The organism is Amycolatopsis endophytica, assembly GCF_013410405.1.
GTDB classification, from domain to species: domain Bacteria; phylum Actinomycetota; class Actinomycetes; order Mycobacteriales; family Pseudonocardiaceae; genus Amycolatopsis_E; species Amycolatopsis_E endophytica.
Map to the genome: position 1 here is coordinate 5,162,139 of NZ_JACCFK010000001.1, position 17,360 is coordinate 5,179,498.

General features: G+C 66.1%; 12 protein-coding genes. 9 read left to right on the forward strand and 3 right to left on the reverse strand.

Features of this window, described 5'->3' with window-relative positions:
- The first annotated feature begins 56 nt into the window (after positions 1-56).
- From HNR02_RS25385 to HNR02_RS25395, 3 genes are read left to right on the forward strand one after another with little or no spacing between them, the layout of a single operon-like run.
- Positions 57-653 (forward strand): hypothetical protein, encoded by a 597-nt coding sequence (locus tag HNR02_RS25385; protein WP_179775611.1) that lies wholly within the window; start codon positions 57-59, stop codon positions 651-653.
- A complete protein-coding gene (locus HNR02_RS25390; protein ID WP_179775612.1) occupies positions 650-5,068 on the forward strand; it encodes a coiled-coil domain-containing protein in 4,419 nt (1,472 codons plus the stop codon). The genes HNR02_RS25385 and HNR02_RS25390 overlap by 4 nt, the downstream gene beginning before the upstream one ends.
- Positions 5,065-6,141, forward strand: a complete 1,077-nt coding sequence (locus HNR02_RS25395) for a hypothetical protein (protein WP_179775613.1) — start codon at positions 5,065-5,067, stop codon at positions 6,139-6,141. The genes HNR02_RS25390 and HNR02_RS25395 overlap by 4 nt, the downstream gene beginning before the upstream one ends.
- A gap of 30 nt (positions 6,142-6,171) precedes the next feature.
- On the opposite strand, the gene HNR02_RS25400 is transcribed toward HNR02_RS25395, so the two are convergent.
- Complete coding sequence (locus tag HNR02_RS25400) at positions 6,172-6,930, reverse strand: hypothetical protein (RefSeq protein WP_179775614.1); 759 nt, start codon at positions 6,928-6,930, stop codon at positions 6,172-6,174.
- Positions 6,931-8,315: 1,385 nt separating this feature from the next.
- Between HNR02_RS25400 and HNR02_RS25405 the strand changes: the two genes are divergently transcribed.
- From HNR02_RS25405 to HNR02_RS25420, 4 genes are all read left to right on the forward strand, one after another.
- On the forward strand, positions 8,316-10,043 hold the full coding sequence (locus HNR02_RS25405; protein WP_179775615.1) for a KAP family P-loop NTPase fold protein: 1,728 nt from the start codon (positions 8,316-8,318) through the stop codon (positions 10,041-10,043).
- Between the two features lie 428 nt (positions 10,044-10,471).
- On the forward strand, positions 10,472-10,897 hold the full coding sequence (locus HNR02_RS25410; RefSeq protein WP_179775616.1) for a hypothetical protein: 426 nt from the start codon (positions 10,472-10,474) through the stop codon (positions 10,895-10,897).
- Complete coding sequence (locus HNR02_RS25415) at positions 10,894-12,162, forward strand: queuosine biosynthesis protein queC (protein WP_179775617.1); 1,269 nt, start codon at positions 10,894-10,896, stop codon at positions 12,160-12,162. Before HNR02_RS25410 ends, HNR02_RS25415 begins: the two co-directional genes overlap by 4 nt.
- Positions 12,146-12,907 (forward strand): TatD family hydrolase, encoded by a 762-nt coding sequence (locus HNR02_RS25420; protein ID WP_179775618.1) that lies wholly within the window; start codon positions 12,146-12,148, stop codon positions 12,905-12,907. The genes HNR02_RS25415 and HNR02_RS25420 overlap by 17 nt, the downstream gene beginning before the upstream one ends.
- Positions 12,908-13,091: 184 nt before the next feature.
- Here the strand turns inward: HNR02_RS25420 and HNR02_RS25425 are convergent, their stop codons facing one another.
- Together HNR02_RS25425 and HNR02_RS25430 are read right to left on the reverse strand one after the other, a co-directional pair.
- On the reverse strand, positions 13,092-14,105 hold the full coding sequence (locus HNR02_RS25425; protein ID WP_179775619.1) for a tyrosine-type recombinase/integrase: 1,014 nt from the start codon (positions 14,103-14,105) through the stop codon (positions 13,092-13,094).
- A gap of 460 nt (positions 14,106-14,565) precedes the next feature.
- Positions 14,566-15,630: a TRM11 family SAM-dependent methyltransferase gene (locus tag HNR02_RS25430; protein WP_179775620.1), complete on the reverse strand. Its 1,065-nt coding sequence runs from the start codon at positions 15,628-15,630 to the stop codon at positions 14,566-14,568.
- 260 nt (positions 15,631-15,890) lie between these two features.
- On the opposite strand from HNR02_RS25430, the gene HNR02_RS25435 reads away from it, so the two are divergent.
- Positions 15,891-16,970: a tyrosine-type recombinase/integrase gene (locus HNR02_RS25435; RefSeq protein WP_312861131.1), complete on the forward strand. Its 1,080-nt coding sequence runs from the start codon at positions 15,891-15,893 to the stop codon at positions 16,968-16,970.
- A complete protein-coding gene (locus tag HNR02_RS25440) occupies positions 16,971-17,294 on the forward strand; it encodes a helix-turn-helix domain-containing protein (protein ID WP_179775621.1) in 324 nt (107 codons plus the stop codon). It abuts the gene before it with no gap.
- Positions 17,295-17,360 lie beyond the last annotated feature (66 nt).

Sequence of the window (17,360 nt, forward strand, 5' to 3'; positions counted from 1 at the left end):
CCGAGCCCGACTTCCGGCTCGCGACCGACGCCGTCCTTCACGGCCTGGACACCCGTGTGCTCTCCGACGGCGACTTCGGGCTGGTCTTGGGCGTCAACCCCGAATCGCCGTTCGCCTTCCGTGTCGCTGACCTGCCGAACGCCAACACCAGAAATGGGCGCCTGCTCGCCGGCTTGGTGCTGGTCGGCATCGCGGCGTACGTCTATCCGAGCCCGGCCGACCTTGACGAGCAACGCGTGCGGCGGGTAGCCGAGACCGAGTTCGAGCAGTGGCTGCGTGCGGCGTGCGAACGTCTCCGGGACAGGGATGCCGCAGGGGAGCCGATCCCGGAGGAGGGGCTGGACGAGGCCTGGCGCGCGTACCACGAGAAACCCGCGATCCTGGTCGGTGATCGCGGCAGGGGTGTCGGCCGCCTGTCGTCGAAGTGCACGCTGTACTGGGTGCGAAACACACTCGCCTGGCTCGCGGAGCAGGGCATGGCGCGCCCGGAGAGCACGGGAGGTACGTGGCTGCTGACGGAACGCTTCCGCATCCAGGTAAAGGACATGGCCACTGAACCCGCGTTCACGATGCTCGCCGCGATCGGCCGAGGTGAACACGTGCCGCGGACGACCGTGACGCCGATTTCGCTCGACGAGGAGGCAGGCGCGTGACGTACCACCTCGCGGGTTTCCGGCTGTACTCGGTCGGTGAGCGATCCGCTCGATTCACCGACCTCGACCTCGATCTCACCGCCCCGGAAGGCGGCTCGCGAGCACCGGCCGACACGGTCGTGTGGCTACGCAATGGTGGCGGCAAGTCCTCCCTGTTGTCGTTGTTCTACGCTCTGGTCCTGCCGAACGCGAACGACTTCCTGGGCCGCGTCGCCAAACGCAGCCTCACCGACTACGTGGATACCGGGGATACCGCGCACACGATCGCGATCTGGTACCCGGCCGCCGCCGACACTCTGGACGGCGCGCCGGAGCATGTGCTTGTCACCGGCGCCGTGTACGAATGGGCCGACCTCCGTCGCCCTGTGGAGGCAGACCGGGCTCGGGACAAGCTGCACAGCTCGTACTACGCGTTTTACGCGTTGCCCGGTGTGCTTGACGCCGACCTCATGCCGTTGTCAGACGAGGCGGGATCTCCGCTTCGGCTGAACGCCTTCGTCACCGCGGTGCGCGAAGCCGCGGCCTCGCGTCCGCAGGCCGCGGACCTGGTGGTTACGAGCAAACAGCACGAGTGGACGACCGCCCTGACGAATCGCGGGCTTGACCCGGAACTGTTCCGAACGCAGAAACAGATGAACCACGTCGAAGGCGGCGTGGAGGACATGTTCAAGTTCGCCTCCGCCCGTGAGTTCATCAACTTGCTCATCGACCTCACGGCGACGCCCGAGGACGCCGAGAACGTGGCCAAACGGCTTTCGGCCATCTCCTCGCTGCTGGAGATGAAACCCGCGAAGACCGCGGAACGAGAGTTCTGCCTCGAGTCTCTCGCGGCGCTGGCCCGGCTCGAAGCGGTGCACACCGAGGTCACCGAGGCGCGGCAAGCCCATGACGTCGCCTTCGGCGACGCCGCCGGGCTTGCCGCCGCGTTCACCGCGTCCGAGGCCGAAGCGCGTGCACAGATCGACTCGACCGGTGAAGGCATCGACGAAACGGAGCGCAGCAGGAGTGTGGCCGATCAGCAGCAAGGCATTGCCTACGACCTGCTGTACCTGTACCAGCTGCGTGCCGCGCGCTTCCGCGTCGAAAATGCCGAACGTGTGGAGAGCGGCGCGGGCGAGACGGTGGACGACGCCGCGGAGTTGGTTCTCGCGTGGGAGGTGGCCGGACACCTTGCGGCCAAGCGCCGGCTGGAGGCCGGCCTCGAGGCCAACGCCCGCGAGGCCGGCCTCGAGCGGGCACGTACCGCGCCACAACGACGGGAGCACGACGAGCATGCCGCTCGGTTGCGCGTCCGCCTACTCGCCGTCGCCGTCGAGCACGAGGAGGCGGCCGAGCAGGCCGGAGTGGACAAGGGCGAGGCCGAACGAGCCGTACGGGAGCATCGAACCGAAGCCGAGCGCTTTCGCGGATTGGTACGGAAAGCCGACCAGGCGGCGGCCGAGGCCCAGGCAAAGCTGAAAGACCTCGAAGCTGACATCGAGGTAGCCGTCCGGGCCGGCGCCCTGCCCTCGGCGACGACCGATCCACGAGAGCACGACAACGCGCTGGGACAGAAGCGCCAAGGCTTGGAGGCGACCTTGAAGGCGGTACGGGGGAGGCGGGCGGCGCGGCCCGCTGCTCGTCGGAAGCTGACCGACCGTCACTCGGAGCTCATCACGGAGATCAACAAGCTGGACGGCGAACGAGGCCGGATCGCCGCCGAACAAGCGTCGTTGAAGGACCGGGCCCGGGAACTTTCGAGCGATCAACGGGTTCTCGATCTGACCGAAGCGGGCGAGGACTCACCGGTCGATCTGTGGGGCGAAGCAGACACACTGACCCGGCGCCTCACCGACGAAATCGTGGGCGCGGACGTAGCGCTGGTCCGGCACGAGGCGGAGCGGATGGAGGACCGCCGCGCTGCCGAGACCCACTCGCGCACCGGCCTTCTGCCCACGACGTTGGACGCGGAACGCGTGCGATCGATCTTGCTTGACCGAGGCATCGTTTCGGAAACCGGATGGACACATCTCCTGTCCGTGCTGCCCGATTCCCGGGTTCAGGAGCTGCTGGACGATCCAGACCTGGTTCGAGTCGGCATGGGCGTGGTCGTCGCGACCGGCGACGCCGAGGACGCCGCGCTCATCCTGATGGACGCCGATGCTTCCACGACCGCGCTTGTCGGCCTGTACACCGCCGCCGACGTGGCCGTGCTGGCTCGTGCGGACGTGACGGAGGAGCCTCGGCCGACGGTCGCTCCGGTGTGGACGGGGATGCACCGGGGGCTCGTCGACTCAGCCGTCGCCGACGCGGCGATCCGCCGGATCAACTTGCGCATCACCGACCACGATCGCGATCGATTGGCGCTGCTCGAGGCGCGCGACCGGGACCGTCGGCTGCTCGAGAACCTTGCGCGTTTCCTGGCGGACTCTCCGACCGGTCATTTGGCCGGCCTTGAGCGGCGCCTCGATGATCTCGACGAGACACTCGCCGAGCTGGGGAAAACAGCCGAAGCCGTGCACCAGACCCTCGAAGAAATCGAAGAAGCCGAGGGCCTGGATGCCCAGCAGGAAACTGACACGAGCGCGGAAATCGCGGATATCGGGCAGTTTCGTGTGCTGCTGGCCGCGTTGATTCGCAAGGTGGACGCCAAGGAGGGATGGCGGCTTGCCTGGGAACAGGCCACCGCCGAGTCCGGTCTGGCGGCGGAAAGCGTCGTTCATCACGAGGCCGAGCGCGAGCGGTCGAGCACCGAGGTCACGGTGTACGCCACCGCAGTGAACCGGGAGAACACGGCAGCCGGGGAGCGCCGGAATGAGGTCGGCAGGCTCCGGTTCTTGGACGTCGCACCGGAAATCGATGACGATGAGGCCGCTCAGCTGGAGACGTTGCGCCTCAACTATGACCAGGCGGACCGCGCCTGGGAAGCGCAGGCCGCACAGTCGGTCCTGGCTGAACGGGAACGGATGCTCAACGCCCGGCTCGCCGAAGAGAACGCGGCGCTCCGGGAGACCCATGACCACGTGCGGAAGCGGGCCGCCGCACTGTTGGAGACCAGGTACGGCCAGACGTCGAGTGACCGTACCGCGGCGCTGGCCGAGGCCCGCCGGATGGAGAGTGAGGCACGAACCGCCCTCGGCCGGGCGGAAGGCGAGACGAAGAACCGGCGCAACCAACTGGCGGCCATCAGTCAACGGCGGGCTGAGCCGCCCCGGCGGACGCTGCCGGTGGAGCCGGTCGACGCTGAACACGCCGACGCTCTCGCCATCGAACAAGAGGGGATCGGACAAGCCGCGATCGAGCGCCGTGGTGTAGCGGAGCGGAAGACCGAGGAGCTCAAGGGACAGCGGGTTCGTCTCGAAGGCCGCGCCGGCGCGTTCGCACTGTTGGTTGACGGGCTGCCGGAGGCGGCTGCGATCACAGCGGCTCCTTTTCCCGGCAACGAGAGCGAGGCTCGAGAGCGCAAGCTCGTGATCGCCGGGCGATTGGAGGCGGCGCAGGAGAGGGCGAGGACAGCGGCCGGAGCGCGAACCAGTGCGGTCGGTGAGCTCCGGGCCATCGGCAACCGGTTCCCATCCGTGACCACACCGGCCAAGGACCGGCTCGTGCACGACCCGGAGGAAGTCGTCGCCGATCAGGCGGGAGCCTTGGTCCGGCAGTTGAAGCTGCGCGCCGAGATGATTGAAGGCGAACTGGCAGACATCGCCAAGGACCAAGCGATCGTCGTCAACTCCTTGACGCACCTGGTGTCGGGCACCCTGGACACACTGCGCAAGGCCGAACGCTACTCGCGGGTCACCACTCAGCTCGGCGGCTGGTCCGGTAAGCAGGTGCTGCGGATCGGCTTCACCGCACCAGCGAGCGAAGCCGATCTGCGTGCCTACGTCGACCGGGTGATCGAACGCCGGATCGAAGCAGGGGTCAAGGCCGAGGGCCTGCCGTTGCTGAAAGATGCGGTGCACGAAGTGGCAGGGCCGAGCGGATTCCGGGTGAAGGTGCTGAAGCCCACGCTGGACGTAGTGTCCACCACCGAGGACATCACGCGGCTCGGCAAATGGTCCGGCGGCGAGAAACTCACCGTGTGCGTCGCTTTGTACTGCACCATCGCCGCGCTCCGCGCGGCCAATTCCGGACGCCGAGATCGCTCCGGCGGTGTTCTGTTGCTGGATAACCCGATCGGCAGGGCGTCACATGGAAGCCTTGTGCGACTCCAACGTGCGGTCGCGACGGCGCACCACGTGCAGCTGGTGTACACCACCGGAGTGAAGGACCCTGACGCCGTCTCTCGCTTTCCCACGATCATCAGGCTGGAGAACCGGCCGGGCCGGACGCAACACAGGCGGTACATCGTCGAAGAAGAGAACGGGCAGGCCGGGACCCGGACAGTCGGGGGCGTGCGGGTAGCGCACGCGGAGTCTCCCGAGGCTGTCGAATGACCGGTGACCTGGCCGAGGTGATCGCCGTCTGGATCGCCGGCCAGTCGCGGCGGCACTTCGAGGTGGTTGATCTCGTGCGCTGTGCGACCACCAACGATCCGTCTTTGGTCGGCGATCCCCTCAGTCGCGACAAGATTGCCCGAGCCTTACGGGCGCTGGCCGACGACGAACGGATCGTCCTGCCCAAGTCGCCGTCCGCCTGGGATGACCGAACGCACCCGCCGCTACCGCGGTGGGTGCGTAAGCGCGCCGCGCCGGAAAAGCCGAAACCGACCCGCGCGCTGCGCGTCTGGCCGGAAGTACTGTCAGCCGCGGCAGCCATCGCCACGCGTCCGGACGAACTCGACCTGCTGGAGCGGGTCGCCTCCTGGCTACGCGAAAATCCTGATCCCGAACCGGTTCCTCTTGAAGAACGGGCGTTGGAGTTGTTCGGCGACGAGAAGGTGCTGAATGTTCTGCTCACCAAGCGCCTGTTCACTTCCGGTGCGCTCACCCTCGAACTGCTGGCGTGCTATCAGCCCCCGTTGCTGTTTCCGTCTCAGTATGTCCATGGTGTCGGGCATCCAAGGCTGCTGGTCGCCGAAAACAACGCGACCTTCCAGTCACTGCTCGTCCTTGCGCGGAGCCTCGAACCGGCCGGCCGTCCCGCGGTGCACCTCGGATGGGGAATCGGCAACCAGTTTCCGGTCGGTGTCGGCGCGGTCAGGCTCCTGGAACCGCCACCGCAGGCGCTGTTCTACTTCGGTGACCTCGACGTCGCTGGACTCCGTACCGCTGCTCAAGCTGCCGAAACCGCGATCGAACTCGAGCTACCGCCCCTCCGTCCAGCGACCACGCTGTACCGATGGTTGCTCGACCACGGCGAGCGCCGCCCGGATCGCTCCAGCCGGGGGGCGGTGGACGTAACCGCGTTGACCGACTGGCTGCCGGAAGAGCTTCGTGGCGAGGTGGAACGAATGCTTCGTGGCCGCACACGGATCGCGCAGGAGACCCTTGGCCTCAAGGCGCTCCGCGCGGCCCCGGACCTCATCAGTGATGCCGTGCGCGTCACTCCTTCGTCGAAGGCGAACTGAAGGCTCGGCTCGCTTGACAGGTCAGCTGACTCAGGCGTGGGTCATGCGGTCCTCGTCACCGAGCAGCCCCATGTTGTGAATCAAGGTGGAAACCTGCGTCTGCGCCAAAGCGATCGCGGCGGGACCATGGAGATCGCCGTGTGCGTGCGGGTGCAGGCCGAGCACGGTGCCTTCGACCAGTTCGTCCTGCCGCGGCAGCTCGTCAATCGATCCGCGAAGTAGATCCCGTGCGGCGGTCAGCAGATCGCTGCCCCACCGCTCGACTGCGTCCGCACTCATGTCAACCTGCTCCGCAGAGGCTTCACCGGTCAGCACGCCGTCCTCGGCGAGCATATCGAGGGTGAGTCGCAATTCGGGTTTGCCGTCGGTCAATCGGAGCCGACGGGTAATCGGGTCGTACATCACCGTGAGGCAGTGCTGGGCCCTGCGCAGGAGCACCTCCTCCAGGCCACCCTCCCAGGTCGATCGATCCAGCTCGATCCAGCCCGCATGGGAAAGTACCGTGTCGACGGCGTCGAGCACAGTGTCCGTTGGTTCCGCGGAGTTTGCGGCTCCATACAAATGGAGGTAGTCCTCCCGGATCTCGTCCGCGTCCGCCGCATGCCCTGCCGCGACGAGGGGCAGGAGCAACGAGTCAATGTCGGGCGCATCATATGCGGTGCAGCCACCACGGTGGCACCAGAACTCACCGGGGCATGAAAGCGTCACTCGGTGCACGGTGGCGATCTTGTCGCTCCCGGTACTGGATCTGGTGACGTAGAGCAGATAGGCGTGGAGCGGGTCTGGCACGCCATACGAGCCATCGTGAGCGTGAAATCCCCCGCCTCCCACATGGAGGATCAAACCGCTGGCGCCCGCGTGTGCCCATCCTGCCAGCGCGGCGCGAGCCGTGACCAGAATGCGGGCATCGTCGGACGGATCCCCGCTCTCGAGCTGTCCCGCACCGGGTTTGATGGAGACATCGAAGACCCGGAGGATTTATTGTCATGGCGGCACCACGGAAGTATCCGGATGAGTTGTGTCAGGCGATCCGACAGCTTGAACAAGCTCTACACGATCGAGTGGCCGTCGACGCTTTCGGCTCGGATGGGCCGGTGGCTGCGCGGCAGGGCGCTGGACGCACCTCTGAGCACTACGTCAGCGGCTTGGCGACTGCGCGATCGCTTATGGGGAGCTCGAAGTACACGGGTCACGAGCTCTTTGGTCGTGAACCGCCAGGTCGAGGGATGGTCGATCGGTGCGGGCTGTGCGGTCGGCAGGCGCAGGGGCGCTGATCAGGAAGGCGGATGTTCACAACCGGTGCTTGGCCCGCGCACTGGTGCCAGATTCGAAGGCGTCCCGGGCACTCTCGGACCGTCGATTTGAGATACGCCATGATCGACTCGCTCGGAGACGTGGGGGGAAGCTGAAGGAAGGCGACCCAGGAGCGCTCAACCAGTTGTACGGCGAGCTCGGCGTAGGGCTCCTCTACGAACCAAAGGGGCGCACCGTGATTGCTACGGTGTCGCCCCGTGTGGTTAGCGCGTGTGTCCGAGGGGGGAATCGAACACAAGTTCGCGGCATTCACGTGCGGGATGCGTGTTCATGCGACAGACCATAGCTTAAATCAGCTACGAACTGCCACTGTGTTGCATTCACGCTTGAGTCCCTGGCGCACTACGCGCAGATCTGCACAAGAGTGCGCCCGTCGTGACATCGCATGCGAGCGTTCTTTTTTCCATCTGAAAGGCGACCGACATGTCGGCTGATCCCCATCCGTGGCTTGGCGGGGTCGAGTAACTGTTCGCTCGCGGGTAATTGCCGTAGCGAGAAGGAATTGCCCGTGATCGCTGCCGATAAAACGACGCGCGTCGGCGCCGGTGCGAGAGTCTGTTGAAGGAGGCGGGTGCGGCTGCTGAGGGAGAGACACACACTGCCGCCACGTAAGTTGCAATTCCCACTTTGCGAATGCCATCGATCATTCTAAATGGTCACGATCGCATAATGTCTTAGATTTTGCCCGATCGGCGCGTGGAAAATTGTCCACGCAAGGTTCTCATAATTTGCCAGAAACTACCGGCCAGCGTGGCTGAACATCGGTGTGTCGCGCCGAACTTGCGTCGTGGATGGCTGTCATGATCAGGAGCGGAGAGGGGGCCGGGTCTGTCCCGGTCAACGAGGATCATGGAGGCGCCGTGACGACCAGTCTGAACCCGGCAAAGATGGCCCTGTGGGACGACAATCCGTCGGTCGACGACTTGCTGGGGTTCGATACGGTGGTCACAGCCGTCGAAGGCGCTTTGGCGGTCAAAGATCTAGATCCGCTCACCATTGGCATCCACGCGCCGTGGGGCGGCGGGAAAACGTCGGTACTCGGGATGGTCGAGAAACGTCTCGAGGTTCATTCAGACTATGTGATCGCTCGTACGGATCCGTGGGAGTACGACGATCACGACGATGTGCGCGGCACTCTCATTGCAGAAGTTCTGCATGAACTTGAGGAGAAATTCAAGGACGACGGTGAGGTTGGCGCGAAAGTAAAAGACCTAGTGAGACGGATCAGTTGGTCGCGCGTCACCAAGGCTGTAGCCAAGGGTTCCATTACCATGCAATGGAACCCTCTCGAAATCGTCGAAGCTTTCAAACCCAAAGCTCGTGAAACGCCTGAGTCAATGTCTGGCTTTCGGCCAGCATTCGCAAAATTCCTCAAGGATAATCTACCGAATGTTAAACGCGTCATCGTCCTGGTCGATGATCTCGACCGATGTCTGCCGGATGCCGCCATGGCGACGCTCGAAGCAATTAAGCTGTTCCTGTCGGTGCCCAAGATGGCGTTCGTCCTGGCGGCCGACCAGGAGATGGTGCGGGACGCCATCGCCGCTAGCCTTGATGCCAGCGGGCGAAGCGAGATCTTCGCCAACCGCTACCTCGAGAAGATCGTCCAACTGCCAGTCTCCCTGCCGCGGCTGACAGCGGACGAAACCTCGAACTACGTCGCCTTGCTCCTGTCAGCAAGTTCCAGCCCTGACAAAGTGTCCTACACCACCCTGGTGGAGCACTGCCGCATGCGCCGGCGGGCCGGTCAGACGCCGCTTCTGGCGGACCTCGACCAGTTGCCCTGGCGACCCGATGAATCCGTGCTCCAGCTGGCTGACCAAATCGCGTCCGGACTGTCTTCGGACAGGGCTCGCAACCCTCGTCAGGTCAAACGGTTTCTCAACGCTTTCGGAGTTCGGATGGAGATCGCCAAGACACACGGCCTGACGATTGCACCAGGCGTTCTGGCCAAGCTCTTCCTACTGGAAGACCGCTTCCTTGCCGACTTCGAACATCTGGTGAGCTTGCCAGAGGCGCAGCGCCGGGAGCTGCTCGAGCAGTGGGAAAAGTGGGGCCGCAAGGAAACTGAGAACACGCCGGACAACGTCAGTGAGGAGACGCGGGATTGGGCCGCGGTCGAACCATGGTTGGCCGAGGTGTCGCTCGCGCAGTACCTGACCCTCGCAGCCTCGTTAACCAGTCTGGTCGCTGGCGCCAACCTTACTGACGAGCAGGCGCAGCTGGTGGCCGATCTGTCTTCTCCGACGGAGACCATTCGGACCGATGCTCTGGCGCGCATCAAAGGGAAAGCGCTCACCGAGCAGCGGTCCGTCGTCACCGGCCTGTTCGGCCGCGTGCGTAAGCTCGACTCCATTGTCGACCTCGTCAGCTCGTTGGTCGAGCTGGCCAAGGCCCGGCCCGAGTTGGTCGACGAGATCGCTGAGGGTATCCGGCAGAGCTGTTGGCAACTGCTCGAACCTGCAAGTGCCTTTGAACTGGCTGATAGCGACGTGCCCGCCCTGAGTGCCCTCGCCGACCAGCTCATCGCAGACGAGAACGTTGACCCGGTCACTCGTGAAGCGGCTCGAGCCGCGCGGGGCCAGTAATGGGCACGTCGGGCTCCTATGGTGGCAGCGGGTCCGTTAACTGGCAGAATGCCCGCCAAGGATTTGATGGTCTGGGTGGAGGTGGCGCACAGGACGGTTCAGGAGTTGATGTGTCTCCATCGCTTCCTGACGGGCAACAGCAAGACCAAGATGCCGCAGCGGCAGCTGTGGCGGCTGCGATTGCTGCGGCACTGCTTGCTGAAGACCCGCACGCGCGACGACCTGCCAGCTCGGTTCCCCTTTCGACGCTCCTGTCGCGTAGTCGTGGCGGCGGAGGTGGTGGCGGGGGTACCACTGGCCGGAGCGGCACTTCTGGTCGCGCCGGTGGCGCCTCGCGCCGGCAAGCGCTGTCCGGCGCTCGTCGCGGTGGTGCTGCCCTCGGCGGCGCGTACGCGCTTCGCAATGGGGACGCCGCTGGCCTCCGAGAGTTGGGGCTTGATCTGGGCGAGCTGTCCCGACTCTCGCCTCGTGTTCAGCTGGCCAAGATCATCGACGCCACGATTGGCGAAGCCGGTCACCCTGACGACTATGCACTCAAGCGGGCGACCGTCGAGCACCTCAAGACCGTTCTGCTTGCCGACACGCCACCGCCGCCCGAGGTCAGCATCCGCAACTTCGTCGCTGAGTGGATCTTTCAGCAGAGCCTGGTTGAGCTCCAGGCCGCCCGAGCCACGCGCGGCCGTACCCAGCAGCAGGTCGACAGGGCCGAACGGCAACTGCGCGATTGGCTGAAGCGGCGCGTGCAGCGCATCGAGGTAACTACGCAGGGCCGACCCTCGGTGCAGAACCTGGCCGACATGACGGCCAAGATCACTGGTGAAGCACTGCGACTGATCAAGGCAGGTACGTCATGAGCCAATTTGAACTCCTGCCCTTAGGCGCCAGCCAATTCGATACAGGCGCACGGCCCCTGCACTGGAGCCGTACGGGCGCGTCGACGGGATTCATCAGTGGCAACCTCGACTGGACACTCACCCGGCTGGGGGCGTCGCATGCCGTCGCGGCCGACCTTCTGCGCATCTGCGCAGGTGCCTACCTCGCTGACCGGCTGACCAGCCGCGGCCAGATCTTCACTCGTACGATTGAGCTGACCGTGCACGTGACCGAGATGGCAGCCTGGACCGCGGACGCGGTTGGGCAGGTCGCACACCTTCTGTGGTGGCTGACAGGCGACGACTGGACCGTCAGGGTCGTGTTGGCGGAGCGGGGAGAAGCTTTCGAACCTCCCGCGCAACCGCCAGTCAGTGAGGTGGTTCTGCTCAGCGGCGGTCTCGATTCGCTGTGTGGTGCCGTGGATCGGCTCAACGACGGGACCAGTCGCCTCTTCCTCAGCCACGCAGACGGCACGACAGCCGTTCAGTACGCCCAGCGTCGGATCCGCGACTGGCTTACTGAGCGCGCGGCCACGCCGCCAGAGTTCCTGGCGGTGACGTTCGCGCAGGCCGGCGCGAAGTCGGAGTCGTCGAGCCGAAGCCGGAGTCTGTTGTTCGCAGCCCTGGCGGCCGCTACGGCGACCGCCCACGGAGCGAGCCGTGTAGTAGTGCCAGAGAACGGCTACACCAGCATTAATCCTCCACTGACGACCGCCCGCGGTGGCGCATTGTCAACGCGCTCAACCCACCCGACCACTTTCGCCTACATCAACCAACTTCTGGCCACGCTTGGCATCGGCGTCGCCCTCGACGACCCCTACCTTGGCCTCACCAAGGGTGAGCTCGTGGCCCAAGCAGCGGCCAAGGCGGACGCGACGGCGTTTGCCCAGGTCGTCGCTACGTCGCTGTCCTGCGGAAAGCTCGACGGAACGTACTATAAGGGCGGCAACCCGAACTACAGCTGCGGACTGTGCGTTCCCTGCATCGTCCGAAGGGCGTCGATTACCGCGGCCGGCCTCGACGACCTAACGCCCTACCTAATTGACACGCTGCCAGCAGTGTCCCGCCCTCGGTTGATCGCCAATCGCTCCGACGACGTGCAGGCGGTCCAGGAGGCGCTTTTCCGTGGCATCTCGGAAGATGAGCTGCTGGCCTGCGGTCCTTGGCCGAGTAGCTTTGACCTCGATGCCGCCGTAGCCCTCTGTGCGCGCGCTTTACAGGAGATTGCTCTTGTCCCTCTGCCCTGACCTGCCCCGCCTCGACTGCCACGCCCACATTGCGCCCGACGTCACGGCTGAGCAGATCCGACGGCTCGGCGAATGCGTGGTCTTCGCCGTCTCTCGAACTCTGGACGAGGGCTACGCCGCCCTGCGGCGCCACGACGAACGCCTAATTTGGGGCTGGGGGGCCCACCCAGCGGCGCCGGAGGCGCTCGAGACCTTCACCGCAGAACGGGCAGCCACACTAACCCGCCGACTCTCATTAGTTGGAGAGATTGGCCTGGACCGCCGCGGCTCGAAAGAATGGCAGGCGGAGGTGTTCGCTGCCGCGCTGGAGGTAGCGCAGGGCCGACCGGTCCTAATCTCGGTCCATAGCACCGGTCGCACGGCCGCGGTGATCGACGCGGTTCGTGCCCACCCGCATCCGGGACTGATCCTGCACTGGTTCCTTGGCACTCCCGCCGAAGTTGCTTCAGCTGTCGCCGTCGGGTGCTACTTCTCGATCAACGCAGCCATGCCCACTGACGTTCTGCTGCACATCCCGCCGGACCGGATGCTGCCAGAGACAGACTTCCCGGCCGGTCGGCGCAGAGGTGGTGGTCGGATGCCAGGCGATACTGAGCCGGTTGAGGCCAAGGTCGGTGAACTGCTCGACATGACGCCCTCGCAGGTGCGCCAGCTGTTCTGGAGAAATTTGCGTGACATTTCAGTCGCGAGCGGAGCTTTGGAGCGCTATCCCGATTTCGTCGCCGACATACTCCTGACGCTTTAGGACTGTGCTGAATCACCGGCAGGTCTTCCGGGACCAGTGACCTTCACGACATACCCTGCTGTTGAGACCAGTGGCAGGCATGGCGGTCGCCGAACGGGAAGACGAGCGCTGAATCGCGACTCTGGCTGCTTACGGGCATGGTGGAAACTGGCGCGCCTGACCTCTCGAGCAAAGTGACCATGTACTACGTCGGTGCGAGGGCTAGCGGATGCGGTTCGCCCGTGAGAGCCGCGAGCGCCGTTGCGACCTCTTGGAGGTCGGCTCGGACGTAGGTGGTCGTGGTGCCGGCGTCGTTCTTGCCGGTGTGTCCTGCGTAGGCCCGTGCGACCGCGTAGCCGAAGTTGCGCTCGACCCAGGTGAGCGTGGTGTGCCGTAGCCAGTGCGTGGTGACCTGCTGTGTTGCGACCCAGGGCAGGTGCTTGCCGAGGCGTTGCCACAGGTAGTCGTAGCGACGAGCGGTGAGTGGCCGGCCGTTGCGGTAACGGAGCAGCTGTTCGCGCCTGGTCGATCCTCGCTGCTCGCCGAGGGTGACAAGCTGTTGCATGAGTGTGGGCGACACCGGCTGCCACCTTACTGTTTCACCTTTCTCGTGAAGGAGGACCAGGCACTGCTCGATGTCGAGGTCATCGGGTGCGAGAGCCAAGGCGCCGCCGCGGCGGCATGCGGTCTCGGTGTGGAGGCGCAGCAGCGTCGTGTCGAGTTCGGGGTCGTTGCCGGTTGACCCGGCCACGTGGTTGATCTCGGCGAGCCGCGCGTCGGGAAGGGCCCGCCGCGTGCTCGCGAGTCGCCGGGGTTTCGGGACCCGGATCGCGGGGTTGTCGGACTCGCTCATGAGGCCATCGATCACCGCGTGTCGATAGAGGCAGCGGAGCGACGCGATCAGGTGCTCGGACGCCGTTCGCCCGCTGCGTGCGTTCCTGCGAACGACAGCCTGCGCTTTGATGCGTTCCGCGAGGTGCTGGATTTCGAGTGGCGTGGGCTCGTCGATCCGGCGGTGGCCCCAGACCTCGGCAACCCGGCGCCAGTACGTCTCGTAGACCCGTCGGGTTCCATCCGGGACCGAGGCGGCAACGCGGGTGATGTACTCGCCGATGGTGGGCATCGGGAGCTGGGGCGCAGGTGCGCCGAGAAGCTCCTCGGGGGTGATGCCGAGGCGGCTGAGCAGCAGGCGTGCAGCTTCGAGGTGAGCGTCGTTCATGGTCGGGTCTCTGGCTGCACTCGTGGGAGGACCAACGCTTCGAGAGCGGGAGCCGTATACATAGCAAGGTGGTCAGAACCGGGGAGCACGACGACGAGAACTCGCACGCCGGGCGACAGCCGGAGGGCGTGTCGCATGGCCGCCGGCAGGCGGAGGTGGCCCTGCTGCGTCACGGTGTAGGGGCTTGGTGATCGCGCGGCAACCAGGACTCCGTCGGTCCGCACTGTGAACGTGACCTGGGTCTTCGGGGCCCAACCAAGAACGCGGAGGGGCGATCGGTCAGCCAGGCGCCCCCGGTTGTCCACGGGGGTAGCGGTGAAGTAGATCCCGCTGGTTTTCGGCTGGGCCCGAACTGGCGCGACAGGGAGCGGTCGCGGGGACCGGCTGGACGGGAAGTCGTCCGCCGTCGGGTCCGCGGCGCGACGGGAAGTGGAGCCGAAGGACGCGCGGTCGAGGGTGCTCATGCAGCCCTGCTTTCGCCGGTAGCCTGCTCACCCTTCAGGTCAGTGTGCTGCATCGGCAGCGCAGACCGGGATGCAGGGGACCGCACCCGGCTGGCCTGAGCAAAGGTGTGCACCATCGCCGTGCGGAACACCACGACGTCCTCGTGGGCGATGAGGTGCAGGGGGAGTCCGGCTTCGCGCTGTTTGCGGATGAAGTCGCGTTGGAAGAAGCTGCCGCGGGCGACCAGGTCGGTCTCCGCGGCGCGGGCGAGTAGCGCAACGTTGCGCTCGGTGGGGGTGAGTCCGGCTGCGCGGCCGCAGGCGAGGATCTGGGCGGGCAGGTCGATGAGTTCGGAGTGCTCGCGCCAGGGGCGGATGGTGATGACGACGTGCCCGCCGGGCCGGAGGAAGGTGCGCAGGCCGGCGAGGATCCGGGTGAACCCGGCGAGCAGCCGGTGGTGCCCGATGTTGGCGAGGTTGCCACGGTCGAGGGCGCTGCCGTAGCGGTGCCAGTACTTCTGGATGCCTTCGCTGGGTGCGACGGCCACGCGCCCGTGGGTCGACGGCCCGTAGGGCGGGGAGGTCACGACGAGCGCGGCCTGGCCGACGTACTCCTGCGGCAGCAGCGTGACGAGCTGGCGGGCGTCGCCCTGGATGACGTGCGCGTCGTGGTCGATGCCCTGTTCGCGTGCCAGCTCGAGATTCGATCGGCTGACTGCGACCCAGTGGGGTTCGTACTCCACTCCGACCGCGCGGCGGCCGAGGTGCACGGCTTCGACGAGCGTGGTGCCGATGCCGCACATCGGGTCGAGCACCAGCTCGCCCGGACGGGTGTAGTGCTCGATGGCGTGGCGGGCGATGTCGGGCAGCATCTTGGCCGGATGTGCGGTCGACTCGGGCGTGTACTTGCCCTTGCGTTGGGTTGCGGGCGACACCTGCGCGGTGGTCCACACCGAGAGGTCGCGTGAATCCGGTTGGGCACCCGTCTGGTGGTCGAGCGCGTCGATGAGTGCGCGGGAGATGGGCTGCGTCGGCTCGTCGGCAGGGCCGGGCGAGGACGGAGCGCGGCGGTCGTCTGTCATGGGGTGCCTTCCTGACGATGACGGGTGAAGTCGGGGCTCGGCGCAGGTGCGTCAGGTGCCGTCGACCTGTGACTGGTGGTCGTGTGCGACAACCCGCGAGTTCGGTCGTCCGGTGTGGACGTGCGTGGGCGATGTGCTCGCCTGGGCCTGGGCGTGTTTTCCCGTTTGGGTGGTCGTGAGGCGCGATGACTCAACTTCAGGATTCATGAGCCGATCTCCATCTGGTCGAGGTTGTTGCTGCAGGGGTGAAGGTGAGGGCGGTGGGTTTGGCGCTGGCGGTGGTACGCGATGTCCGCGAGGTGCGGGCGCCGACGAGTCCGGAGGAGCTCGTCGATTTCGAGACCGACGTGCTGGCCGGGTTCGTGCTTGCCCGTGCCTCCGCGGGTCTGGCCGACAGCACTATCCGTGGTGATGTCGGGCATCTGGATCAAGTGCGGGCGTGGCTGGGCAAGCCGTTGTGGGACATGGAGCCCACGGATGGCGACGCGTACTTCGGGCGGGTGCTGCGCGGAGTTCCCAGCGGCACTCGACTGGCGCGGGCGCAGGCGATCACGACCTACTTCTCCTACCTGGAGCTGCGGCATCAGGTGGAGATCCACGCCATGACCGGCCGGGTGGTGGCTTGCCCGCTGGATGAGATGAACCGGCCGCGCGGCGCCAAGCAGGCGAAGCTGCGGATTCCGCCCACCGCGGCCGAGACGATGACACTGTTCGCCGGCTGGTCGGCCGAGTTGGCGACCTGCCGCAAGTACGCGCCGACCGCCCGCAACTACGCCGCGGCACGGCTGATGGCCGAGGTCGGGCTGCGCGTGAACGAGGTCTGCGGGCTGGACCTGAGCGACGTCAAGTGGCACCTCGGGCGGTTCGGGAAGATCCACGTCCGCCATGGCAAGGGGTCGCGCGGTTCCGGGCCGAAGGAGCGGATGGTGCCGCTGATCAACGGTGCCGATCGGACGCTGCGCTGGTACGTCGAGGACGTGTGGGGACACTTCGACGACGACCACACCCGGCCGGGAGCACCGCTGTTTCCCTCCGAGCGGTGCAACGGCGACGGGTCGTGCTCGCGGGTCGGCGATGACGCGCTGCGGCGCGGACTCGCCGCCGCGGCGAGGGACCACCTGCCGAGCTGGCCGGGCGCACTCACCCCGCACGTGCTGCGGCACTACTGCGCCTCGCAGCTCTACCACGACGGCATGGACCTCATCGCGATCCAGGAACTGCTGGGGCATTCCTGGATCGCCACGACGATGCGCTACGTCCATGTCCACCGGACCCGGATCGAAGACGCCTGGACTGCTGGGCAGCTGCGGGCGGCGCGACGGCTGGAAGGGCTGATCTGAATGCGCTGGAACCTGCGACTCGCCGCGGCCAACCGCGGCATCTGGAAGGCCTCGGAGCTGCAACGCAGCCTCGCCGAGCGTGGCTTGGTGATCTCGGCCGGGAAGATGTCCGGCTTGTGGTCGGGGCAGCCGGCCTCGATCAAACTCGACGACCTCGACGTCATCTGCGCGGTTCTGGGCTGCGAGGTCGGCGAACTCCTGCTGCCCGAACCCCACAAGGTCGCAGCACCAGGCGAGACGGAAAGCGCACCGGCCGCGGCGGCGCCGGGGGCCGCGCGGGTGGTCCCCCGGCGGCGGGACGGTCGCTCGCTTCCCCCGGCGTGATCGCTGGTGCCTCAACATCGCGACGCGGCCAGTTGCAGTACCTGCTTCGCCTGGGGCGTGCTCTGG

Excerpts from the sequence above, each read along its gene's own strand:
- HNR02_RS25425 (WP_179775619.1), bottom strand. The coding sequence starts at position 14,105 with ATGAACGACGCTCACCTCGAAGCTGCACGCCTGCTGCTCAGCCGCCTC.
- HNR02_RS25440 (WP_179775621.1), top strand. The coding sequence starts at position 16,971 with ATGCGCTGGAACCTGCGACTCGCCGCGGCCAACCGCGGCATCTGGAAG.
- HNR02_RS25395 (WP_179775613.1), top strand. The coding sequence starts at position 5,065 with ATGACCGGTGACCTGGCCGAGGTGATCGCCGTCTGGATCGCCGGCCAG.
- HNR02_RS25430 (WP_179775620.1), bottom strand. The coding sequence starts at position 15,630 with ATGACAGACGACCGCCGCGCTCCGTCCTCGCCCGGCCCTGCCGACGAG.
- HNR02_RS25415 (WP_179775617.1), top strand. The coding sequence starts at position 10,894 with ATGAGCCAATTTGAACTCCTGCCCTTAGGCGCCAGCCAATTCGATACA.